The sequence below is a fragment of the Deltaproteobacteria bacterium genome, from assembly GCA_021737785.1.
Classification (GTDB): domain Bacteria; phylum Desulfobacterota; class DSM-4660; order Desulfatiglandales; family Desulfatiglandaceae; genus AUK324.
Map to the genome: position 1 here is coordinate 83,286 of JAIPDI010000011.1, position 23,384 is coordinate 106,669.

The 23,384-nt window shown below is 53.9% G+C and carries 21 protein-coding genes; 6 read left to right on the plus strand and 15 right to left on the minus strand.

Going from position 1 to position 23,384, the window contains the following annotated elements; all coding sequences use genetic code 11:
• Nucleotides 1-8 precede the first annotated feature (8 nt).
• From carB to K9N21_07750, 4 genes are all read right to left on the minus strand, one after another.
• Complete coding sequence (carB, locus tag K9N21_07735; GenBank protein MCF8143792.1) at nt 9-3,209, minus strand: carbamoyl-phosphate synthase large subunit; 3,201 nt, start codon at nt 3,207-3,209, stop codon at nt 9-11.
• Nucleotides 3,210-3,344: 135 nt separating this feature from the next.
• Nucleotides 3,345-4,586 carry a glycosyltransferase gene (locus K9N21_07740; GenBank protein MCF8143793.1) on the minus strand — a complete coding sequence of 414 codons (1,242 nt, stop codon included), beginning with the start codon at nt 4,584-4,586 and terminating at the stop codon, nt 3,345-3,347.
• Complete coding sequence (locus K9N21_07745; GenBank protein MCF8143794.1) at nt 4,579-5,475, minus strand: HAD-IIB family hydrolase; 897 nt, start codon at nt 5,473-5,475, stop codon at nt 4,579-4,581. Before K9N21_07745 ends, K9N21_07740 begins: the two co-directional genes overlap by 8 nt.
• 39 nt (nt 5,476-5,514) lie before the next feature.
• Nucleotides 5,515-6,768, minus strand: coding sequence for a hypothetical protein (locus tag K9N21_07750; protein ID MCF8143795.1), 1,254 nt, complete (start codon nt 6,766-6,768; stop codon nt 5,515-5,517).
• A 465-nt stretch (nt 6,769-7,233) separates the two neighbouring features.
• On the opposite strand from K9N21_07750, the gene K9N21_07755 reads away from it, so the two are divergent.
• Nucleotides 7,234-7,794, plus strand: coding sequence for an HD domain-containing protein (locus K9N21_07755; GenBank protein ID MCF8143796.1), 561 nt, complete (start codon nt 7,234-7,236; stop codon nt 7,792-7,794).
• A gap of 31 nt (nt 7,795-7,825) precedes the next feature.
• Here K9N21_07755 and K9N21_07760 read toward each other — a convergent pair whose 3' ends face one another.
• The 6 genes from K9N21_07760 to K9N21_07785 all read right to left on the minus strand — a co-directional run bounded on the left by K9N21_07760 (nt 7,826) and on the right by K9N21_07785 (nt 12,244).
• Complete coding sequence (locus tag K9N21_07760) at nt 7,826-8,173, minus strand: hypothetical protein (GenBank protein ID MCF8143797.1); 348 nt, start codon at nt 8,171-8,173, stop codon at nt 7,826-7,828.
• A 385-nt stretch (nt 8,174-8,558) separates the two neighbouring features.
• Nucleotides 8,559-9,470, minus strand: coding sequence for a TIGR01777 family oxidoreductase (locus tag K9N21_07765; GenBank protein ID MCF8143798.1), 912 nt, complete (start codon nt 9,468-9,470; stop codon nt 8,559-8,561).
• 14 nt (nt 9,471-9,484) lie between these two features.
• On the minus strand, nt 9,485-11,008 hold the full coding sequence (locus tag K9N21_07770) for a deoxyribodipyrimidine photolyase (protein MCF8143799.1): 1,524 nt from the start codon (nt 11,006-11,008) through the stop codon (nt 9,485-9,487).
• Between the two features lie 18 nt (nt 11,009-11,026).
• Entirely contained in the window at nt 11,027-11,473 is a 447-nt protein-coding gene (locus K9N21_07775; protein ID MCF8143800.1) for a pyridoxamine 5'-phosphate oxidase family protein, read from the minus strand.
• A gap of 49 nt (nt 11,474-11,522) precedes the next feature.
• Nucleotides 11,523-11,969 carry a type II toxin-antitoxin system VapC family toxin gene (locus tag K9N21_07780; protein MCF8143801.1) on the minus strand — a complete coding sequence of 149 codons (447 nt, stop codon included), beginning with the start codon at nt 11,967-11,969 and terminating at the stop codon, nt 11,523-11,525.
• Complete coding sequence (locus K9N21_07785) at nt 11,966-12,244, minus strand: type II toxin-antitoxin system prevent-host-death family antitoxin (protein MCF8143802.1); 279 nt, start codon at nt 12,242-12,244, stop codon at nt 11,966-11,968. Before K9N21_07785 ends, K9N21_07780 begins: the two co-directional genes overlap by 4 nt.
• 255 nt (nt 12,245-12,499) lie before the next feature.
• On the opposite strand from K9N21_07785, the gene K9N21_07790 reads away from it, so the two are divergent.
• From K9N21_07790 to K9N21_07800, 3 genes are all read left to right on the plus strand, one after another.
• Nucleotides 12,500-12,736 (plus strand): hypothetical protein, encoded by a 237-nt coding sequence (locus tag K9N21_07790; protein ID MCF8143803.1) that lies wholly within the window; start codon nt 12,500-12,502, stop codon nt 12,734-12,736.
• The gene (locus K9N21_07795; GenBank protein MCF8143804.1) at nt 12,733-13,167 is read left to right on the plus strand and encodes a putative toxin-antitoxin system toxin component, PIN family; all 435 of its coding nucleotides are present in this window, start codon (nt 12,733-12,735) and stop codon (nt 13,165-13,167) included. The genes K9N21_07790 and K9N21_07795 overlap by 4 nt, the downstream gene beginning before the upstream one ends.
• A gap of 246 nt (nt 13,168-13,413) precedes the next feature.
• Nucleotides 13,414-14,364 carry a DUF523 and DUF1722 domain-containing protein gene (locus tag K9N21_07800; protein ID MCF8143805.1) on the plus strand — a complete coding sequence of 317 codons (951 nt, stop codon included), beginning with the start codon at nt 13,414-13,416 and terminating at the stop codon, nt 14,362-14,364.
• A gap of 31 nt (nt 14,365-14,395) precedes the next feature.
• On the opposite strand, the gene K9N21_07805 is transcribed toward K9N21_07800, so the two are convergent.
• The 5 genes from K9N21_07805 to K9N21_07825 form a co-directional block, all read right to left on the minus strand.
• On the minus strand, nt 14,396-15,457 hold the full coding sequence (locus K9N21_07805; GenBank protein MCF8143806.1) for a class I SAM-dependent methyltransferase: 1,062 nt from the start codon (nt 15,455-15,457) through the stop codon (nt 14,396-14,398).
• A 239-nt stretch (nt 15,458-15,696) separates the two neighbouring features.
• Nucleotides 15,697-17,673, minus strand: coding sequence for an anaerobic carbon-monoxide dehydrogenase catalytic subunit (gene cooS / locus K9N21_07810; GenBank protein ID MCF8143807.1), 1,977 nt, complete (start codon nt 17,671-17,673; stop codon nt 15,697-15,699).
• Nucleotides 17,674-17,718: 45 nt separating this feature from the next.
• Nucleotides 17,719-17,946: a DUF4177 domain-containing protein gene (locus K9N21_07815; protein ID MCF8143808.1), complete on the minus strand. Its 228-nt coding sequence runs from the start codon at nt 17,944-17,946 to the stop codon at nt 17,719-17,721.
• A complete protein-coding gene (locus K9N21_07820) occupies nt 17,943-18,458 on the minus strand; it encodes a transcriptional repressor (GenBank protein ID MCF8143809.1) in 516 nt (171 codons plus the stop codon). Before K9N21_07820 ends, K9N21_07815 begins: the two co-directional genes overlap by 4 nt.
• Nucleotides 18,459-18,630: 172 nt before the next feature.
• On the minus strand, nt 18,631-19,578 hold the full coding sequence (locus K9N21_07825) for a LysR family transcriptional regulator (protein ID MCF8143810.1): 948 nt from the start codon (nt 19,576-19,578) through the stop codon (nt 18,631-18,633).
• A 493-nt stretch (nt 19,579-20,071) separates the two neighbouring features.
• Between K9N21_07825 and K9N21_07830 the strand changes: the two genes are divergently transcribed.
• Both K9N21_07830 and K9N21_07835 read left to right on the plus strand, forming a co-directional pair.
• On the plus strand, nt 20,072-21,931 hold the full coding sequence (locus K9N21_07830; GenBank protein ID MCF8143811.1) for a hypothetical protein: 1,860 nt from the start codon (nt 20,072-20,074) through the stop codon (nt 21,929-21,931).
• A 144-nt stretch (nt 21,932-22,075) separates the two neighbouring features.
• Nucleotides 22,076-23,143: a phenylphosphate synthase subunit beta gene (locus K9N21_07835; GenBank protein MCF8143812.1), complete on the plus strand. Its 1,068-nt coding sequence runs from the start codon at nt 22,076-22,078 to the stop codon at nt 23,141-23,143.
• Nucleotides 23,144-23,384: the final 241 nt, after the last annotated feature.

The window sequence follows — 23,384 nt, forward strand, 5'->3', positions numbered from 1 at the left end:
AATTTCCCCTATCTGATATCCTGGTGATAGCTCTGAAGTGATTTTACCCTGCCATGGCCTTCGCGGACCTTTGCAATGCCCCGCGTGGCTGCCAGGGCGGCCGCAATAGTGGTAATGTAGGGAACCTTGTATTTGATGGCCGCCTTGCGTATGTAGGAATCATCATGCTTGCTCAACTTGCCGCTGGGCGTGTTTACCACCAGCTGGATGTCATTATTCTTGATCCCGTCCACAATATTGGGCCGGCCTTCGTGCATTTTCAGGATACTACCGGCTTCGATACCACATTCGGCCAAAAATTTCTGGGTGCCGTTGGTGGCCTTGATCTTGAAGCCCAGCCTGCTGAATTGCCTTGCCACCTCCAGGACCGCCGGTCGATCCGCTTCCGAGACCGTTATCAGGACCGTTCCTTCAGACGGGAGGGTCAGCTGGGTCGCCTCCTGAGCCTTGAAGTATGCCAGCCCGAAGGAATCGGCCATTCCCAGCACCTCACCGGTAGAGCGCATTTCCGGTCCCAGGAGCGGGTCTACTTCCGGGAACATGTTAAACGGGAATACGGCTTCCTTGACCCCGAAATGGGGAATATTCTTGGGCCTGATGTCGAGGTCCCCCAGTTTCTTCCCCAGCATCAGCTGGGTCGCAATTCGTGCCATGGATATATTGCACACCTTCGAGACCAGGGGAACCGTGCGGGATGCGCGGGGATTGGCCTCCAGAATATAGACCGTATCGTCGGCAATGGCGTATTGGATATTCATCAATCCGATCACCTTCAGTTCCACTGCAATCTTCCGGGTATATTCATAAATTGTGTCCAGGTGCTTGGCCGGAATGCTGATGGGAGGTATGACGCAGGCAGAATCGCCCGAATGAACCCCGGCCAGTTCGATATGCTCCATAACCGCAGGGACAAAGGCATCGGTTCCATCCGATATGGCGTCCGCCTCAGCCTCTATGGCATTCTCTAAGAACTTGTCGATCAGGATGGGCCGTTCCGGACTGACATCCACGGCGGCCGCCACATAGTGCCGCAGCATCTCTTCATCATGGATCACCTCCATGGCACGGCCCCCCAACACATAGGAAGGCCTGACCATCAGCGGGTACCCGATTTCCTCGGCGATCTTCAGGGCCTCATCCAGGGTGCTGGCCATGCCTGATTCCGGTTGAGGGATGCCCAGTTTCTGCATTTTCAGGCGAAATCGGTCCCGGTCCTCGGCAAGGTCTATCGCCTCCGGGGATGTACCGATAATATTTACCCCTGCCTCGGCCAGTTCCTTTGCTATGTTGAGAGGGGTTTGGCCCCCGAACTGTACGATGACCCCCTCCGGCCTTTCCTTTTCATAGATGCTCAGGACATCTTCTACGGTGAGGGGCTCGAAGTAGAGCTTGTCCGACGTATCATAGTCGGTGGATACGGTCTCGGGATTGCAGTTGACCATGATTGACTCAACCCCCTCATCGCGGAGGGCAAAGGCCGCGTGCACACAGCAGTAATCGAACTCGATCCCCTGACCGATCCGGTTGGGACCGCCGCCCAGGACCATGACCTTCCGTCTGTCGCTGGAACCCACCTGATCCGGGGCGTTGTAGGTGGAGAAATAATAGGCGGCGTTTTCCACGCCGCTCACCGGGACCGGCTCCCATCCTTCCACAACTCCCAGGGCCTTGCGCCGCTCCCGGATATTCTTTTCCGGAATTCCAAGGAGCTGGGACAGATATCGGTCTGAAAATCCATCTTTCTTGGCCTGGCCAAGCAGATGGTCGGGGAGTTCTTCCCCCTTGTGACCCAGGAGTGTTTCTTCCAGATCCACGAGTTCCTTCATCTGTTCGATAAACCAGCGCTTGATATGGGTCTTGGTCTGAAGGACATGGATGTCGGCCCCCTTCCTGAGGGCCTCATATATGATGAATTGGCGCTCACTGGACGGCTCGGCCAACAGATCGAGCAGGTCATCGAGAGATTTCCTGTGAAAGTCTTTTGCAAAACCAAGACCGTACCGGCCGTTTTCCAGGGATCGAATGGCCTTCTGAAAGGCCTCTTTGTAGGTCTTGCCGATGCTCATCACCTCGCCCACCGCACGCATCTGGGTGCCCAATCGATCCAGGCTTCCCTCAAATTTCTCAAAGGCCCAGCGGGCAAACTTGACCACCACGTAATCTCCCCAGGGGATATACTTGTCAAGGGTTCCTTCTCTCCAGTAGGGGATTTCGTCGAGGGTCATGCCCCCGGCCAACATGGCGGATATGAGCGCAATGGGAAATCCGGTCGCCTTTGAGGCCAGGGCCGAGGATCGGGATGTTCTGGGGTTGATCTCGATGACCACGACCCTTCCGGTTTCCGGGTCGTGGGCAAACTGGATATTGGTGCCGCCGATGACCTTGATGGCCTCGACAATGTCATAGGAATATTTCTGGAGCTTCTTCTGGAGTTCGGGATCGATGGTCAGCATGGGAGCCGTGCAGTACGAGTCGCCCGTGTGAACCCCCATGGCATCCACGTTCTCGATGAAGCAGACCGTAATCATCTGGTTTTTTGCATCACGAACCACCTCGAGTTCCAGTTCTTCCCATCCCAGGACCGATTCTTCCACCAATATCTGACCCACGAGGCTTGCGGAAATCCCCCGGCTGGCGATGACCCGCAATTCTTCTACATTGTAGACCAGACCGCCCCCGGTTCCCCCCATGGTGTACGCCGGCCGGATCACCACGGGATAGCCGAGGGTATCGGCTATCCTTTCAGCCTCCTCGACGCTGAAGGCCGGTTCGCTCCTCGGCATATCGATCCCCAGGCGATCCATGGTCTCTTTGAAGGCGATCCGGTCTTCCCCCCGCTTGATGGCATCGACTTCCACACCGATGATCTTGACGTTGTATTTTTCCAGGACCCCGGTTCGGGCCAATTCCGAGGCGAGATTCAGTCCGGACTGACCGCCCAGGTTGGGAAGGAGCGCATCCGGCCTCTCCTTTTCAATGATCTCCTCCATGACCTGCAGGTTGAGCGGTTCGATATAGGTGGCCTCGGCCATTCCGGGATCAGTCATGATCGTTGCGGGGTTGGAGTTGGCCAATACAATTTCGTAGCCCAGTTTTCGCAACGCCTTGCAGGCCTGGGTTCCGGAATAGTCAAATTCGCAGGCCTGCCCGATAATAATCGGTCCTGAACTGATAATCATCACTCGCTCGATATCATCGCGTTTCGGCATAAATGTCTCCTTAAGGGACTCACACAAAGACACAGAGGCACGGAGATTTTCTTACAAAAACTTTTTTTGTAATAATTTTGCCCGGTGGTCTTTGTGACTTTGTGTGTTAAATTTTTATTGGTGCAATTCCTGGATTCATGAGTTATGGGTCGCTCTTTTTTTCCACCGCTGAAGCAGATAGGGCTTGGTCATTTCAAAGGTCTCGCAGTCGTTTTCAATGGCCTCTTCCGCCTGTTTGATGGACATCTTCCGGGTCCGCTTCACAAAGGAGAGGGTCCTTCCGAAATAGAGGGGGATCAGGGAATCCATTATGTCATCGGGTTCAATGTCCACTATCCCGTATGAAACCGCGGTGTCAAAGAGTACCCGGGCCCACAGATCGGTGGGGAAATTGAACTCCATCTCCTTGAGGCCTCCTATCTCCTGGAGCTTCCGGTATACATCGGTGGTGAGGATCTGCTCCCATACATGGCTGAATAAATCAAAGCCTTGATGAAACTGTTGGAGAAGATTGTCTGTATCCACATCCACTTTGGGGGGCATTTCCACTTCGCCGAGACCGAAACCGAATATGGCTGTGGGCCGGCTATATTTGACCTTTGTCCAAAAACCGTTAAACTCTTCCATTAAACAGAAGATGGTGCCTACCACCTGTCTGAACATCGGGCCAAGATCAGATCCCGGATCTTTGGTCCGGTGAATCTTGGGGCGCCCCAGAAACGCCTGGCATATCTGAACCCTTTGATTGATGGCCAGCGTGGTCATCCAGATATCAATCCCGAAATTCGCAACGGACGCATTCCACGAGGCGCTGTCCAGATACGCCTGGGCCAGCTTTCCGCTGAAGCCGAAGTCGCCGCCGATCGGCTGCCGGACCCTTCGTCCATACAGTGCCCTTGTCATCGGATATGCGATTCCATTGGTAATGGTGCCGTCATATTTATGCCGGATATAAAGGGGGGCGACATAGGAAAATCCCTGGAACAGGGGCTTGCCCAGATGCCGGATCCATTCCGGCGTAATGCTTTTCAGGTCTGCATCAACGACCACCACCGCCTTGGCCTTAAGCGCAACCACCTTTTCAAAGAGATTCTTGAAATTATTCCCCTTTCCCTTGATACCGGGTTCAGTGGAAAGATAGATCTTCGGTGCCTTGGTCCGGGTATCCAGAAACGCCTGGCGGGTGTTGTCAGGAGAATTGTTGTCACAGTTGATAATGACCGTGTCCATGTCATTGAAATACTGATCTAATCCGATATCTGCCTGGGTGACCGGGTAGCTGATGGCATCGGCCTCGTTATAGGAAGGGATACAAACCACCAATTCCGCCCTGTTGACGTTTTCCGGGTTCACCTCTCTTTCAAAATGCTCATTCATAAACTTTTTCTCCATTTTGGCTCAAGATGCGTAATACGGCTGAATTCCAGCCTGCCGGACCGAACTGATCAGAGATCCTGAGCCTCGGGATTCGACGTTTCAGACCTTGAAACGTGCGTTTGGAACGGATCAACACGGGAATATCCGCCTGCTCGAGCATGGTAAAATCATTCGGACTGTCTCCAAGGGCGATGGTCACTGCATCGTTATGACGCGACCTGTACCACGCCGTGACAAGTTCCATCCCCTTTGCCTTATCATTTTTTCCCTGAAGATGATAAAACCGGCCTCCCGATGTAATCAAAAGGCCCCTGTCCTCTGCAGCACGATAAAGCGGGGCCGGGTCTTCGGGTGCATCCCCCTGGATGATGAACGGCTCGTCGTACTCACGCATGGCCGCGTATCGGGCATCCCTTTTATTGAGGCCTGTTAGACGGGATATTTCGTCAAGCCCCATTTCTGAAAACCCCTTGATGTCCCATTGTAATTCCTGGCGGATCTCCCCAAGGACCTGGGTCAACCGGCCATATGGAATGCCGAGAGATATTTTCCACACTCCCATCCCTCTGCCCGCGGCAGTCCCCTCAGGGGATTCCCCGGGCCCAGGACCATCAGAGGCAACGGCCCCGGGGGGAGGGTCGGGAAATGTCTCTTTCGGGAAAAATATACCTCCCCCGTTCTCCGAGATAAAGGGTGCCGAAAGGGACAGCCTCCTGCGCAGGATATTTATTTCGGCCCGGGTCTTGCTGGAGACAATGATCACGGGCGTCCCTAGTTTTCGGCAGTGTTCAAGTGCCGGGATAGCCGCCTCCCATCCATAGGTATCATGATCCAGGAGGGTGCCGTCCAAGTCGGTGAAGATAAGATAAAACGGGGAGTTTGATCCCATGGGTGCACGAACTTTATCAGCGATACCGACAATTCGGCATCAGGAAAAACGTCTCTTTTCAGCTTCAACGACTTCAATCAAGTCATAAAAGATGTGAGGCAGCTTGTTGGATACCCGTTCCCATGAGACGGTCTGGGGCGTTTCAAACACCCCCTGTTCTTTTTTGCGCTCCACATCCAGGATGGCCTGGGCCAGGCCGTTGTCCAAAAATGGTTTGAACTCAGGATTCGTGTGGACAAATCTCAAGAACTTCTCTGTCATCCGGTACGGGGAGGTGAGCATTTCACCGGCCTGCAACACGGAATTTCGGAAGACGTGTTTCACCAGGTATTCTTCTCCATCCCGATCATAGCTCAAATTGCTGAAACTTGAGTCATCAGAGTATTTCTTCACCTGTTCCTCGGCCACCGCTTGATAGGTGACGGTCAGATCCCTGAAAAAAGTATCAGATATCTCCAGGCCCTCTTCGATAACAAGGGCGTTCATCAGCGTGGTGACGATATCGATGGCCATGCGGTTGAGGCCTTTGGTACGGTCTTCCGGTGAAGATTCCTGGTGCTTGTGGTCGAACGGATCTTTGGAAAACATGACCTGGGCAGGGGATGAGGCCTTGCGGTAGACCTCGATCAGGGTGAATATCTCCACGCCCCAGTTGGTGGCAAAGCGCATCCGTTTCAGAAGGTCCACGTGAAACGCCACTTCCCCGGAGAGCTGGTAGTTGAAATCCAGCAGGAACTGGATCAAGTTCAACATCTTCTGCTCTTCAGTTTCCGTGAATTTTCGCTTGAGGGCAAGAAGGAGGGGGTCCAGGAGAAGCCGTTTCACCCGGCCATACAATCTGTCTTCCATGATCCGCGCGTAGTAGGCCTTTGAAAAATCGTAATTCAAAACCACCACCGGATAGAAAAGCCGATCCAATTGCACCCGTCTGAATGTCCGGATATCCGCATCGATCAGACCGACCGATTCCGCCCCCAAGGCAATGGCAATCCCGAAACTGAGGAACATGTTTTTTCCTTTGCCCGGCTCGCTGATGTTGAACCCCGCTTCGTTAAGCGTATTGTAGATGCCGGTGAAGCCGGGACCGTCGTTCCACTGAATCAGATAGTTCTTGATGTCGTGACTCTCTATCAGATCCTTCAGCGCAAAGGCCTCTTCCTCATTCGCCTGATCCAGGCCGAAGATGATCTTTGACACATAGGTTACTTCTTTCAACTGCCTGAGTATCCTCTGGAAGGTGGCATGATTAACCGGGTCGGTGTACTCGCTGGCAAGGAGCGGAATAACCAACACTGTCTTTTTCCACTTGGAATGAAGCCTGAGCCGGGCCTTCAGGTGCTTCCGCTCTTGCCGGAGGATATGAAACGTGGTTATTCTGCTGCTGTTTTGTGAAAAATCAGAAATGGCCCACACCCCCTTTCCATGTCTCTCGTCCTCTGCGCGCGTGATTTTGAAAACGCCCGCCAGGCCTCATCAAAGCCTGTGTAACCCCTGCCGCTTCCGCCTCGTATCCTGCGAAGGCTCGAATATTTTCGCAAGCGCGGCCCCCTTGCCGCTAGCTCCGAAAAGAAGGCCGATGTTATGAGGCCCCGCGGCCAAGGCAGCATCAAGGCAACTTAAACAAAACAGAATCCTTTGTCAACATCCCGTTGGATACTCAAATGACCCTCCTCTTTCCCCCTCTTTATCCGGCGGTTTTCGGTTGAATAAAGGACAACTGGCTGATATATTTGGGGAGCTTTTTAAAGAGGTGCGGAGATGGTCCCTTCAATTCAGGAATGCTATCAGCTCATGGATACCTACCGGATGCTGGATAATATCAGGGTCCATTCCGTGGTCGTGGCAAAGGTGACCCGCCTGATCGTTCAAGATCTTCGGGAGGCAGACATCCATGTGTCTATTGAAATCGCGACCGCCGGGGCGCTCCTCCATGACATCGGGAAAACCGCTTCCCTTCAAACGGGTGAGGATCATTCCGAGCTGGGGAGACAGATTTGCCTAAAAAACCATTTTGACGAAATCGCCGCAATTGTCGCAGAACATGTGAGATTGAAAGACTATTCCTTAAATGGAAGCTTTTCTGAAAAGGAGATCGTCTTTTATGCGGACAAACGGGTCAAGCATGATCAGATTGTCAGCCTCAATGAGCGCCTGGCCTATATCCTCGATCGGTACAGCAGGGGCCAGGAGCGACTGAACCGGGCCATTAAAGAGAATTTTTATCTCTGCAGACTGATTCAGGAGAAACTGTTCAGAAAACTGTCTTTCAGCCCTGAAGCCCTGTCCCGCATGGTGGCCGGATGCCGCATGCCCCTGTGAAGCCTCTGAAATAGTCGATGATTGACCCCAGCTACTCCTTGTTCTGGCCCTCTTTTTTCTTTTTCTTTTTCTGCTGCCGCTTGCTCTCGGCAGACGCTTCCTCGACCACCTTCTTTTTGCTGGATTTATCCTTTTTCGGCGCAGCCAGCTTTTCGGCCTTGATCCTGGCCATCTCCTCCGCCTTCTTTTCTTTTCCTTCGATGGCCCTCAACCGCTGTCCTGTTTCTCTGATCTTGGCGCGCAATTTCCTGACCGTGGTATCCTTGGAAACCGCGTCCGCATCAAGTCCTTTCTCAGTCAATAGAGACAGCCTCTGTGCCAACTGCTCATCCCAGTAGTGTTTCTGTTCCAATCTTGCTTCTTTCGCTTTTGATACCATTTTTTTGCCCTTTCTCTCTGTGTGCGTATGCCGGTACCCTTGGATCCGATCGATAAAGGTGTTTCCCCCAGGTACAGTTTCGCGGAAAACCGGGAGCATGCGTCAGAGTTCGTCATGTCTTCCTGGCAGGAACCAAAGCCCTCTCAAAGATTGCACCCGAAACCGGAGAAACTCCTTATAAGGCATGGAAAGCATTCTGTCAAAACCATTTCGTCGTCGTCACTCCTTGTGTATCAATAAACGGGATAATAGTAAATGCCATTGTCTCCTGAGAACCTTTGCCAAATCAGCTGTGACGCCATGCTGCCCATCTGCGGTTCGGCGACAGCGCGGTAAGGCCGATGAACGCTAAGCCTGTACCTTTCGGTCTCTTGATCCGGACGCCTCAAAGGAGATCCTTCAGGGCCGTCTCTATGTCGGAAAAATGAAATTGAAATCCATGGGTTAAAAGCTTTTTCGGAAAAACTCGCTGCCCCTCTAAGAGATTGGACCCAAACTCTCCTTTTATCATCTTGACGACAAAGCCGGGTACCGCGGGGAGGAAGGTCGGCCTTCCCATGGCCTTTGCCAGGGCATGGGTCAGTTCCCTGTTCCTGACCGGCTCAGGCGCCGTGCAGTTGATGGGACCGGACAGGTCGCCTGTCGTCATCAGGAATAGATAAATATCCACCAGATCCTTTTCATGTATCCATGAAACCCACTGGTTGCCGCTCCCTAAGGGACTCCCTAACCCTTTCTGGAACAAAGGCTTCATCTCGCCGAGGGCGCCGCCGCTTTTTCCCAGTACGATTCCCAACCGGCAGATAACAACCCTTGCCCCAAAGGCCTCGGCCCGGCCCGCGGCGGCCTCCCACTCACGGGTCACTGAGGCCAGGAAATCATCTCCCGCAGGACTATCCTCGTCCAATGCCTCGTCTCCGTGGAAACCATAGTAGCCAACGGCAGAGGTGCTGAGCAGGGTGGTTCCCTCTTTCGCGCCCTTGGACAGGGCCTCCACCAGATGCGTCGTTGTCCGAACCCGGCTGTTCCGGATGAGTTCCTTGGCCTTTCGATCCCACTTCCTGAAGATGGAGGCCCCGGCCAGATTGACGATGACATTATGCTGTGGCACACGCTCTTGCCATGCCCCCGGGAGCGTGGGATCCCCTTCCAGATAGGAAACGCCCTGTCCCGCCGCCTGAGCGGGTTCTGTGGGCGCTTTTCGCGTCAAAATAGTCACTTGGTGACCCTGCTCGACGAGATGCTGCGTCAAGGTCGTACCCACAAATCCGGTGCCGCCGGTGATAAAGATCTTCATTTCCAGGCCCCCTTTCAGGATGGAGCAGTAACGTCGTTGAGCCGCTGCGCTGCGGCTAACGCATGGCTCGAATATCTCTCGACGTAGCCGCTGACGTCGAATTTTCGAGCCGTGTTTTTGGAACTCATGTAACGGATCTTGCCGAACACGGGTCGCTCCGGCCCCCATGCCCGGTCGTAACGGCCTAAGGTCCAGAAGATCCCGGAATAGGAATTGGGGTCCCGGCCGTCCATGGCGTAGCGATTATTCAATTCAATCATGATATGAAGGGCCTCTCTGGGGTGGGCGGTCCACTGAAGGATCTTTTTGCCCCACAGCATGCGCAGGTAGTTGTGGATGCGGCCCTCCCGGACCAGTTGGGTCTGGGCTGCATTCCAGAGCGGATCATGGGTCTGGGCCGATGCCAGGGTCTCCAGGGTGTAGAGATAGGGTCGATCGTCCGTCTCGTGATCGGCCAGCGTATTCAATGCCCAGTTGGGGAGAGATTCATATTGCGCGTAATCCATTCTCTGCCAGCACATGTTGAAGCCCAGTTCCCGCCAGGTAACCAGCTGATCCAAGAAGGCCTCGGCCGAAGCGCTCATGCCCCACCACCCTGAGCGGCCGCCGTTTGACCGGGGCGAGATCCGATCGAAAAACCAGTCTTCCTTCTTCATGATCGCGTGGAAGATCTGGTGGGCGGCGATGTGGCCGAAGTGGAGGTAGGGGGAAAGTCCGCTGGTCGCCTCTACGCCAGGTAAATTCCGGTCCCGGTCATAGACTGCAATGTGCCTTTCCAGAAATACCCGGAGCCTTTGCTCTGCTGTCCGGGACCCTCCCTCTCCCTGAACAGCGCCGACCTGATGATCTATGGGCAATCGGGTCAGGGAGTTTGCCGTATTGCTCAGGATACCGGAATCTGCCGGGGGCCATTTATCCCGCACATGCCCGGGGATCGCCTCGAGTCGAGGGAGGCGGAGGCCTCTGAGGGGGAAGGGACGGGGATGTTCCATGAGATAGGAGGGAAGCGTCTTCTGGAGGAATCGCCTGAAGGCATAGGCCGTTGGGAATACCCGATCCGCTGCCCGCATGGGAAGGAGTCCGTTCCCATCCACCAGTTCCATGAGCACCTTTGCTTTTTTTGACGCTGCGGCGATCATTTTGGGGAGAAAGAAGGCGGGAAAGTCGTCTGTCACCACCACGCACGCCTCACGGGCAAGGTTCTCCAGGAGCCCTTTGCCCGCATCCGGGGCAGGTTCCAGATAGGGATAATAAAGTACCGGAGGCCCCGTGAACCGCTCCGCATTATCTGCCATCCCCCGCAGTATGAAGTGGTGCAACCGGTCGCTGGCCCAGTCATACCCACACCGGAGGGCCTCCAGCACCACCAGGGGTTTGTCAAGCGCTTTGGCCCAGTCAATGGCGCGATCCAGGCTGTAATTCCATCGTGCCCGGCGATTGGCGATCATCCAGTAGAGGACGAACCGGCCCCCGGCATCAACCGCGCCGGGGTTCCCTTTTCGAACCCGCAGGTCGGGTACAGAACTCACCAGATGCATCGCCTCCCCCCTTGCGCCTCACACCTCCTCAAAATACGCATCCGACAGCCCTTTCAGCAGCAAAAAAGAGACCACTTTCACCGAAAATATCTCCGCATCTTCACTGTTCATAAACTCCTTCAGATAGGGATGGACCGCGGTGAGCCTGGCCTCAACTGACGCCCGTTTTTCCCTGTCACGGATGGGCAGGAACTTCCCTTCAACGGTCAGGGCCTGTGCGTCAGGGGGTCTCTTGCCGGGGTGGTCCGCCCGCGTGTCAATGAGAAGGCTGACAAGAGGATTGTTCATCAGATTCTTGTATTTGGTGGTGGCGCGGGGGGTGACCATATAGATCTCCCCGCACGCATCATCCGCAGCATAGGCCATGAGGGAGCAGTGGGGCCTTCCCTTCGACTCCGTGGCCAGGACGCAGAAATTATGGGATCGCACCAGCAATTTCATCTTCTCCAGCGTATCATTTGGCATTGTATCCATTCCCCCATTCGTTCAAATTGGTGGTCAATACCCAATCTATTCAAGGATCCGGTGCCTTTTCGGGCAGGACGGAAAGCCCATTCTCCCTGGCCGCTTCTGCGAGTCTCTCATCATAACAGGAAAAAACGAAATTTTCCGGTGTCTTTTCCCAAACCAACAGGGCCGATGCGAGGTGGATGAGATCAAACCCCCGAAGCGGATAAACACCGATGAGATCTTCGATGGTTTGATTCAGTGCATCTGTTACATGGACTCGGATAAGGCTTTTCCAGTCCTTCTCGAAAGACAGCATCAGTGCCCCGAATGCCTTTTCGGAAAGTCCATCGGTCTCCCTTTTTTTTCTGTAAAATTCCGACAATGCCTCGGCGTATGCCACCGAGGAAGTAGCGATCTCTTCCGCCTCTCGCCACCAGCCAAGGACATCCATGGACCCCTCTTCCGACCAGTATTTCTTCACCAGGGCACTGGTGTCCAGATAGAGAATCATCGCTGATCCTCAACAGCCGTTTCCGAGACCGATTTGTCGCCAAGCCTGACAGGATGAGGGATATTCCTGTCGATCTCCTGGGTGGGAAGGCTCAACACCCTCTCTTGGGCAAGCGGATGGAGGGCCATTTTTATAGACTGCCTTCGCGTTTGCTCACAGATGATCCGGGCAATTGCCTTGCCCCGATCCGTAACAAGCACCTCTTCTCCGTCCCTTACCATGGACAAGTAGCGACTCAGCTGGTTTTTCAGTTCCTTGATACCGGTTGTTACCATTACATCCTCCACTCGGTAGCTTCTTTTGTTCATAGTGGCTACTTTCAGCTTTTTTGTCAAACATTTTTTAAGAGACGCCTGCCTGTCCGTTGTCTGCAAGACTTGAATAGACAGGACGGAAAGACCCGTTCCTGACTCCTTTTCGCCTTGATTCAACTCGGCTCGCATTTCCCTTGATCCTGCGAGATAATTATTGACTTTCGATTCAACCAAAGATAACCTAAAAGTAAACTTCAAATTATCCTGAGGTGAGAAATGACCCAATATATGAGTGCCAAGGAGTTTCGGAAGCGCATGCCGGATATCCCTGAAGATCTCAAACGGTGGAAAGAAATTATCGTATTGAAGAAGTCCAGGCCGGTATTCAAGGTCGTGCCGTTTGAAGAGACACCGGGCGATTTGCTGGACCGTTCCGAAACATTGAGGGACCCCCTTCAGCCGGATCTTCAGGAAATCGCGGCGATCGTTCATAAGATCAGGGAAGCGGCTTGAACATCATCATCGACACCAACGTCGCCCTTTCAGGCCTGCTCTGGGGAGGTCCGCCCAACCAAATCCTCAGATGGGCGCGAGACAGGATCATCCGAGTTCTGGCATGCAGCAGGACGGTGGGTGAACTCAAGCGGGTTCTACAGTACAGCAAGTTCACGGACAGGCTTTCTGTGCTCAAGACAACCCCGGAGGAGGCCCTGGCATATTTCCTCGATCTGGTGACGTTTGCACCTGATCCTGCATCGGTGCCATCCGTTATCAAGGCAGATCCTTTCGACAATCTGTTTCTCGCGCTCGCTGTGGAAAACAAGGCCCCTTTGATCATTTCGGGAGACAGACACCTCCTTGATCTGGAGACCTTCGAAAATATCCAGGTCATTACGCCCAGCCAGGCAGTGGAAGTGATCTTGAGGCTGTTGAAGGATAGATAAAGCCCCACAGCTGCCTGATTGGGGTAACAAAGAGGGGGAGCGACTGAAATTCTCAGGCTTTGGCTTTCCAGGCTTTGTTCAGGGGCCTGACATCGCGCGAGATAGCGATGGTCAGAGGAGGCGTATCGCGCGTTGCTTATTCATTCTGAATCTGATAGGTTCTACCATGAGTCAAAGGAGAGGCGTCAAGAAAAATAAACCCGAGAACCCGCACTCAGGTTCACGCACGGAGGGTCTCAGATCAGAATGGAAGAACGCATCCGATTGGGCGTCAGTCGTTGCCTGATGGGCGATGATGTCCGTTACGACGGCGGGCATAAGCTGGATCATTTTATCCGGGACACTCTGGGGGCTTATGTAGATTTCGTACCGGTCTGCCCGGAGGTGGAGTGCGGCCTGGGCGTTCCCAGAGAAGCCATGCGGCTGGAGGGAAACGTGGAATCCCCCCGGCTGGTCACTGTTCGAACCAAAGTGGACCTTACCGACCGAATGCTCCAATGGGCCGGTCAACGGGTCCGTCAATTGGAGAAAGAGGATCTGTGCGGATTTATCTTCAAGAGCAAGTCGCCTTCCAGCGGCATGGAACGGGTCAAGGTCTATACGGACAAGGGGATGCCGGTGATGCGGGGCGTGGGACTCTTTGCCCGGGTCTTCAAGACCCATTTCCCGCTCCTCCCGGTGGAGGATGACGGACGGCTTCATGATCCGGTGCTCCGGGAGAATTTCATTGAGAGTATATTCACGCTCAAGCGCTGGCGCGACACGCTGAAGGAGAGGAAGAGCATGGGGAGGCTCGTCCGGTTTCACACTGCCAAAAAGCTCCTCCTCCTCTCCCACAGCCAGCAGCATTATCGGGATATGGGGAAGCTGGTGGCCCAGGGGAAAGAACTCCCCGTGGCGGAACTCTACAGCCGATATGAAACACTGCTCCTGGAGACAATAAGGCTCACGCCGACCGTCAAAAAGCACGTCAATGTACTCCAGCATATGATGGGATATTTCAAGAAGGTCCTCTCCCCGGATGAAAAACAGGAACTCTTGGAGGTGATCTCCGGCTATCACCAGGGTCTCACCCCCCTGATCGTATCGATCACCCTGTTCAACCATTATGTGCGCAAGTATCAGGAACCCTATCTCAGCCGGCAGACCTACCTGAATCCCCACCCCACGGCGCTCAAATTACGAAATCATGTGTAGTCGTGGGACGGGGCGTTTCGGGCTGCTCTTGTTACCCCATGATCCCGTCCCTGAGATCCTGATGGGATCGCACCGGGATCGGAAGGCACCGGTCTTTTTCCGGATTGTACATCAAGCGATAGGACATGCCCTGTTGGGTGTCCTGGTACATCTTGTCCCAGCCCCTGACAAAATAGGGGCACTCGTCATTGAAGCAGATATACATGAACTCGTTGTCCCAGGTCTGACAGAAGGGATTGTCCGGGACCTCCCATTTGTTCAACTTCCCTCCGCAGTGGGGACAGCAAAGGGTTTCCTTGATGGCGGCCTTCTTTTGTTCCAGGGCATCCTTATCCTGGTTTTCGCCGTAGCTGATGGGGCTCACCAGCCGAGGCTTCCGGTCCGGTGGGCCCCCTTTTTTCTCAGCATAAAGGACATAAACCGGATCACTGACCGGCGTTGATCCCGCATACTTATCGTCTCCGGGCCTCGGCTTTCCCCTCGACACAAAAAGAGAGGATTTCTCAAACCCTTCGCACTGCTTGAAGAATTCGTCCACCAGTATGGCCCGCTCATCTTGGGTCGATTCCCGCCAGAGCCTGACCGCCTTCTGAGGGAACATCCGGTCTGAAAAGATCACCAGAAAGAGCCCGCCCGGCCTCAGAATTCGCGCAACCTCTTTAAATACCGCCACCGGCTGTGTCATGTAGTCCACGGACACCGTGTTGATCACCGCGTCGAACCGGTTATCCGAAAAGGGAAGCCGGGGATCCCGGTTGATATCGTGAAGTACATATCCGGTCAATTGGGCATTCTCTTTCAGTTCATTTTCATTCAGCCCCAGCCCCACCACCTCCGAGGGGTTGAGCGCTTCGGGGATATGGGAGTCCCATCCTGCCATCAGATCCAGAATCGCCGGCCGGTCCTCGACAATGAGGCTGCCGATAAGGTGCTCGACCGTGGAGAGTGCCAGCGTATCCAGATGGCTGACAAACCGGTCCTTTGCATAGAAGCTCGCATCATCCGACGGATCCAGTCTGGAAAAGGCGTCATGAGAAAAGATGGGGCTCATTTCCGAGACCCTGCTATCCTGACAATTTGCTGCTGATTTCATTTTTCATCCCTCCATAAAAAAACCGGGTTCACATATGTGAAACCCGGCTCGTAGCCCCTTTTTCAGGGCGGGTTTACGATATTCTCTATTGTCTATCTTCTGTTTGAATTAAAAAATAACCATCACTGTCCGGTATTCAACAGGGGTTGTCTCTCCTGTACAGGATGAAACGATCCGGTGAGACGGGGAACATGCCCCTCGGTGGTTCGGGCCAAGGCCGTTTCCGAGGGGCATGACCATTAGGCCGCTTCCAGCCGCTGCCGGTCGGCCATGTCCATAAGGACCCGCTCCCTGGCCTTGTCGATCCCCAGGGCCTTCCGCTTCTTGTCGATATGCGCGATCATGAGGCGGGCCATCTCATAGGGATCTTCTGCAAAGGCCCACTTCCCGAAACCCATATCCTCAAGTTCTTCAAAAAGGTGTTTGTGAAATTTAGTCCCTTCCATGATGGGGAAGGTCACCCCGAAGACCGTAAACACTCCTGATCCCACGAAGTAATGCCCGATGGAGATCGCCTTCTCACTCATGTATTCCGGCGCCGCCCCTGCCACCGGCAGATCGGCGATGCTCTCCCCCAGACCGCCGGCACGTACCATTTCGGAACAGGCCGTCAGGATACGGCTGTTATCCACGCAGGACCCCAGGCCCAGCACCGGGGGCATGCCCACGGTTTCACAGACCTCCCGCAGCCCGTCTCCGGCCAGATGGGCCGCTTCGGGTCTGTAGAGTCCGGCCTTGGCCAAAGCGACCTGGGAACACCCGGTCTGGACCACCAGGACGTCATTCTTGATCAATTCCTTAACCAGTTCCACATGGACCCAATCCTGCTTGACCCTCGGATTGGTACACCCGACCACGCCGGCGACCCCCCGGATGCGGCCGTTGATGATGTTATCGTTCAGAGGGGTGTAGGAGCCACGGAACGTGCCCCCCAGCATATAGTTTATATACTCGTGGGAAAACCCGTGAATGCCCGTATTCCGGATATTGGGGATCTCCACCGGGAGTTTCCGGTTTTTGAATCGGACGATTGCGTGTTCCACAATGGCATCCGTGCACTCTCTGGGCACATGCTCCTCAAATTCAATGTGGGACACGCCTTCGATGTGGCATCTGGGGTTGGTGGTAAAAAGTTTTGTCCCATAACACTCCGCCACCTTGCCAAGACCCTGCTTGATGCACTGGACATCCACGCCCATGGCATCCACTGCGCCGGTTATAAGAATCGCCTCTGTGGACATGAAATTTCCGGCATGGGGAATTCCGTGCCGCGAGAGCATCTCCGCCCCTGAACAGCACATCCCTACCAGATTGATCCCGTCGGCCCCCGCATCTTTGGCAGCCTGAACCAGGTCCGGATCATCCACTGACGCCAGCATGGACTCGAAGAGATTGGGCTCGTGCCCGTGAATAATGATATTGACCTCTTTTTCCTTTAAACATCCCATGTTGACGTCTGCCCTGACCGGCGTCGGCGTGCCGAAGAGGATATCCGAAACCTCTGTAGCGATCATTGAACCGCCCCAACCGTCCGCAAGGGCCGTCCGGGTGCACTGCTTGGTAAGGTTTTTATAGTCCTGGTCCACCCCCATATGCGTTCGGTGCATGATTTCCATGATCTCACGCATGGCGCCCCTCGGGACCACGCCGTTTTTCCTCCAGGTCTCCAGGGTTTTTTCAGGCACCCGCTTAATAAAGGGGATCTCGCCTTCCACCTGGGTATAGGTCCTCTCCAGCTCGTGGTAGACGTCGAGGGCAATATCCTTGAGGTCCTTCCCTTCCACCTCGATCCCCAGTTCCGTGGCCAGATCAGCCAGCTTGATGGGATCCTTTATGGTATATTCCTTAATCCTGCCGTTGACCACTTCCCGAAACAGATCCAGCATGGACATTCCGTGATCCGTATGGGCGGCGGCGCCTGAGGCGACCATGCGGGCAAAATTTCTGGCCTGGATCGTATCTGCAGTGGCACCGCATACCCCCACTTTGCTGTACGGATCCTTCGGATTGATGCGGCACGGACCCATGGTGCAGTTTTTGCAGCAGGCCGACTCGGCACCGATGGGGCATGCCTTCATGTCCGCTGCACGGTGAAATGCAGTCTCCACGCCATCCCTTTCCGCCTTCTGGAGCATTTGAGCGGTGGCCTCGCAGATCGTGGCCTCTCGAATGTTGAGTGTTTTCGCCTTAATGTCCTTTTTCGTCTTTTCAGTCATATGAAAGCCCTCCATTGACTAATAGTTATGGTTATTGATGAGTTGTTAAATTTTTTTGGATCGTTTCCAAATCGCGACAACGCCACTCCGGTCGAAGAATAGCTGGACCAGTTCCCATCCCTCAGCTCCCTTTTCATTTAAGATATCCGTTAATCGGCCCGCCTGATCCATCGGCACATCGTCCAAGGCGCACTCCCCATTTTGAGAACAGAAAAATGCCAGATGCTGAAATGCCTGCACCGGAATTTTGACCACGTCATATTCAAATGTCATCGGCATTCCTCCTTGGGCATGTTTTTGCTATCCCTGCTTCCGGCCTCTTCCCCGGATGGGTCGTTACCTTTTTCCGGATGGCAATCCGATTCTGCATCGTCACCCCCCGGGAAATTGAGGCCTTTGGCTGAACATTCCGTGCAGACACCCACAAACTCAAGTTTATGTCCGAACACTCCATACTTGGTGAGGTGACGGGTCATCTTTTCCAGGAGGGCCATCGGATTTTCCGGCATGCCCATCGGAAGATCTTCCACCCGGCCGCAGTGAATGCAGCTCATGTGATAATGGGGGTCGAGATTTCCGTCAAATCGCATCTGCGTTCGACCGAGGACCAGTTTGACAATGTCACCATTCGCGGCCAGGACGTCGAGATTGCGGTATACCGTTCCGAGACTGACGTGAGGCAACCGTGTCCTGACCTTTTCGTAAATCTCGTCCGCAGTGGGATGGGTCCTGGATCGTTTCACCTCATCCAGAATAACCTGCCTCTGCCGGGTGGATCTGTGCATTACATCGGAATGCAAAAAAACCTCCATAATTTCTACTAATAGTAATGGTTATTAATAATAGACATGGATCATCAGGTTGTCAAGATAAAACATAAGCCCCTGATGTTTAGCGAACTTCGCTTCCCCGCACTCAGGAGGAGAAGGACAGTAAAGGGAGGCCAGGCAAGGACAATTATCTCCTTTTGGTCAGCATTTTGGCCATAAGGGCGCCGATTCCCTGGGGGAGCATCTCTTCCGGGGTCAGTTTTCCCAAGACATCCAGAAATGCCTGGGCCGGCGGCGACAGATGCTGATTTTTGAGATAGGCGACGCTCACATCCAGAAAAATGCGGGAGCCTTCAAATACAATAACGGCCAATTTTCCCTCTTCCAGCTCCATCGCCACAGACTGCTTCACCAGGAAAGAAATCCCGTCACCCCGCTGAACCAACTGCTTGATGAACTCCGTGTTGCTCGTCTCCATCAGAATGTCCGGAGTATAACCATGACTCGCAAACAATTGATTGACCAGCCGGCGGGTCCCTGAGCCGGCCTCTTTCATGATGATCGGTTCCCTGGCGATTTGATCAAATGCGACAGCGTTCTTCCCGGCCAGAGGATGCGTCGGAGCAGCAATCAGGATCAATTCCTCCATGCTGAAAGGGGAAAAATGGACGTCGGGATGGTCCTTGGCCTTGGCAATAAGGGCGATCTCATTCTGGAAATTGACCAGACTGAGTGTCATATCCTGAGAACTCCCCTCGTCCAGATGGATTTTGATGTCCGGATAGGTCTCACGGAAACGGGTAATGATCCATGGCATGAAATAGCGGGCATAGGCCTTGGTGGTGCCGAGCCTCAGGACCCCGCGCTTCAGCTCCCGCATATCTTCAATTACATCTTCCAGTTCCTTTTCATATTCAAACATCCTGCGCACATAGGGATAGAGGATCTTCCCCTCGTCGCTCAGATAGATCCTTCTGCCCCGCTTTTTAAACAGCCTCAGGTTACAGGTGGATTCAAGCTGCCTGATCTGGGCCGTAACGGCCGGTTGCGTAACAAAAAGCTTTTCAGCAGCGGTGGTAAAATTCTCGTGTTTTGCAGCCAGGCAGAAGACCCTCAGTTGATTGAAATTGAGCATGAGTCATTTTTCTCCGTTTCCAAGCGTTATCTCTGGTTCGTTGTCAGTTTCCATCTGGCCTTGAGGTTATTCACTGGAAATTAGAAGTGTTTCGCATTCAGATTTTGAACCTTAGGGATTGAATAACGCTCATTTAAATAAAAATTATGACTTAAAATCAATCATAAGCTCAAGTTATGAATATCATAAAAAAAAAGAATTTGACAGAGTTAATTGTATTGATGAAGATAATGATAACTTTTCATGGATATTTTATGTCCTGATACACATAAGAATAACTCAAATGGAATCCAAACAGTATTAACCTGTGTCGGCCTTACCCATTTCTTCTTCAAATTGTCTGCGAAAACGAATTCTCCCGGGGACTTTCCCCGATGGTCTGTGCCATCAATATGGCGGCTTTTGTTTGTTACCCTTGTCGTGTTGGGCATTTCGTGAGTAGGCATCGCGCCTTATATTATTAACCCAAGAGCTATAGAAAGGGAGGAGAAACATGGCAGATGACATTGGAGGAAGATTCCCGGATCCGCATGAGTATCAGGTCCCACCGGAACTCGAAGGATGGGAAGAGATGTACCCGTCCCACTACCTGTTTTCAAAGGAAAGGGAAACCTGGGAAAAACAGCAATTCTGGTACCTGGACAAGATCCACGCCCCGGAACCCATGCCGCCCCTGGATCTGATATTTCAGGAGGCCTGGCAGATCTCTCTTTCGCAATACACCACGAGGGTGTTCTGCATCCCCCCTGCCCAGGGGATCGCCCAGCGGATGGTCGGTTGCTACATGTACATCTGCGCTATTGCGCCCCCGCCCGATGAGGTTATCGCCGAAAAGGCGGAGCAGTTCGGAAAGCGTGTGTTCTATGTATTCGATCATTATGATGAATTGTGGGACAAATGGCTGATCAAGTTCAAGGCCATCGGAAAAGAGATGGAGGCCGTGGAGGTCCCGACCGAACTGCCCAAATTTGTTCCCGAGGACCAGGTCATTCCTGCACCTACCGGATGTTATGTCTCCTATGACATCCTGGAGGCATTCGATAAGGTGGCCAACCAGATGATCAAGGCCTGGCAGTATCACTTTGAAATGTTGAACCTGACCTACCTGGCCTACCTCATGTTCGGGGATGTCTCCAGAAAGCTTTTTCCCGGGATCAGTGAAAGCGCCATCGGCAAGATGGTAGCGGGGGCCTATGTCTCCATGTTCCGCCCTGAGGAAGAACTCTGCCGGCTCTCCAGACTGGCCGTGTCTTCACGCGGGGTGGCCGACATCCTCAAGAGTGATATGACGGTGGACCAGAAAAAGGCCGAGCTGGAAAAAATTCCCGACGGAAAGCATTGGCTTGAGGAGTTCGAAAAGGCGAGTGATCCCTGGTTTTACGTGTCCTGCGGCAGCGGCTGGTTTCATCACGAGGGGAGCTGGCTGACCCAGCTCGACATCCCCTACAGTTATATCAAGAGCTATGTGGAACGGCTGGAAAACGGGGAAACCATCGAGCGGTCGTTGGACAAGCTGGACAAAGAAAGAGACGAAACCGTGGCCAGTTACCGGGAGCTCATCAAGACCGATGAGGATAGGAAGGCCTTTGACGAGGCCTATAAGACCATTCGAACCATTTACCGCTATGCCGAAGATCATCTCTTCTGGGTGGAGCACTGGCTTCACACCATCTGGTTTGCCAAGATACGGAAGTTCGGAAAGCTGTTGGTCAATAACGGAATGATCAACGAGGTGGACGATATTTTCATGTTTACCCGGTATGAAATCCCCGAACTTCTTACGGAACTCTCCACCGGCTGGGCCCTGGGCGTGGATATCCCCCTGCGTAGCGATTATTACAAGGCCAAGGTCAGCAAACGGCGGAAAATTCTGGAGGCGGCGGGCAACTGGAATCCGACTCCGGCATTGGGCGTCCCGCCTGCGGAAGTGGCAGAGCCTTTCACCATCATGCTCTGGGGCGTTACCACCGACAAGGTCAAGGAATGGCTCAAGGGCGTTGGAGAAGTGGGCGGAGAGGGGGTCTCGGAGATCAAGGGGTTCGCCTCTTCCGCAGGGGTTGCGGAAGGTCCGGCCCGGGTACTCAGAGTTCTCAAGGATCTTGTGAATCTTCAGCCCGGAGAAGTCCTGGTATGCCCCACCACCAATCCTTCCTGGGCGCCGGTGTTTACCAAGATCAAGGGAGCGGTTACAGACATTGGCGGGCTCACCAGCCACGCCGCTATCGTGTGCAGGGAGTATGGAATTCCATCCGTTACCGGCACCGGCGTGGCCACATCGACAATCAAGACCGGGGACCTGGTGAGGGTTGATGGCGACACAGGGGTTGTGACAATCGTTGAACGAGCCAAATAGCCTTCCCTTCCCACCGGCCCCCCTCCTTTGCGAGGATCCGGCGTGATCTTCTCTCCGGGCCTTCCGGCCCGGGGAGAAACAGCGCCACCCCCATCCTGACAAGGGACCGTAGCAGGGGGGGGACATACTTCAATGGAGACACAGATGGACTACATTCTCAATTTCGAAGATCTGGACAAGAATTCCCTCCCCGCGGTGGGGGGCAAAAATGCCAGCCTGGGTGAGATGATCAAGGCAGGCACCCGCGTGCCGCCCGGGTTTGCCGTCACCACCGACAGTTATCTGAGCTTTATCACCCAGACGGGGATAAAGGATACCATCCTCAATGTCCTGTCGAATCTCGATAAGGATGAGGTGGACTCCCTCAACAGGACCAGCGAATCCATCCAGGACCTGGTCCTTCACGCGACAATGCCTGACGAAATCCAGAAGGCTATTGCCGAAGGGTACGCCCGGCTGTGTGAAACGTGCGGCGTCACAGACGTTCAGGTGGCGGTTCGATCGAGCGCCACGGCCGAAGACCTCCCCACGGCGAGCTTTGCCGGACAGCAGGACACCTATCTCTGCCAGTCCGGAGCGGAGCGGATCATCTCCAGTGTGAGGCGGTGCTGGGCCAGCCTGTTCACGCCCCGCGCCATCGATTACAGAAACAAGAACAACTTCCCCCACGAAAAGGTCTATATCAGCGTGGGGGTTCAGAAGATGGTCAACTCCCGGGCAGCGGGCGTCATGTTCACGCTCAATCCTACCAACGGCGATCCGTCCAAGGTGGTGATCGAGGGGAGTTGGGGACTGGGGGAGACCGTGGTGTCCGGCTCTGTGAATCCCGACAAATTTGTCGTGGATAAGGTGATTTTGGAGACCAGTGAAAAGACCATCTCCGCCAAACACATAAAATGCGTTTATGACCCGGCGGGGGAAGGAACCATGGATGTGGATGTGGAACCGGAGATGCAGTCCCGGTGCTGCCTGGAAGATCGTGAGATAAAAGAACTCGTGAGGATCGCAAAAAACATCGAGACCCATTACGGCCGCCCTATGGATATCGAGTGGGCCATCGATGAGGATTTTTCTTTTCCGGAAAATATTTTTATTGTGCAGGCCCGTCCCGAGACCGTCTGGAGCCAGCGTCAGAAGGGGCCCATGATCGGCACCAAGAGCGGGTATCAGCTGTTGATGGACCAGGCCATGAAACGGATCAAGCTCCAGTGAGAGGCCGCCCTAAGCAAAACGAATAATAAATTCACCGACATTTTTTCTATCACACAAAGCCACAAAGCCCACAGAGCAGGGCATGAACATGTGGTCAAAAATCTTCGTGTCTTTGGTGCGCCAGGCTAAGCCTGGCTGATCTTGTAACCTGAAAGGAGGTTACCCTGTTAATTGCTCGTTCAGCAGGTAGCGGAGCGGGCGGCCCGCGGAGTAATCCAAAGGGTCGAAGCCCCGCCGAGCG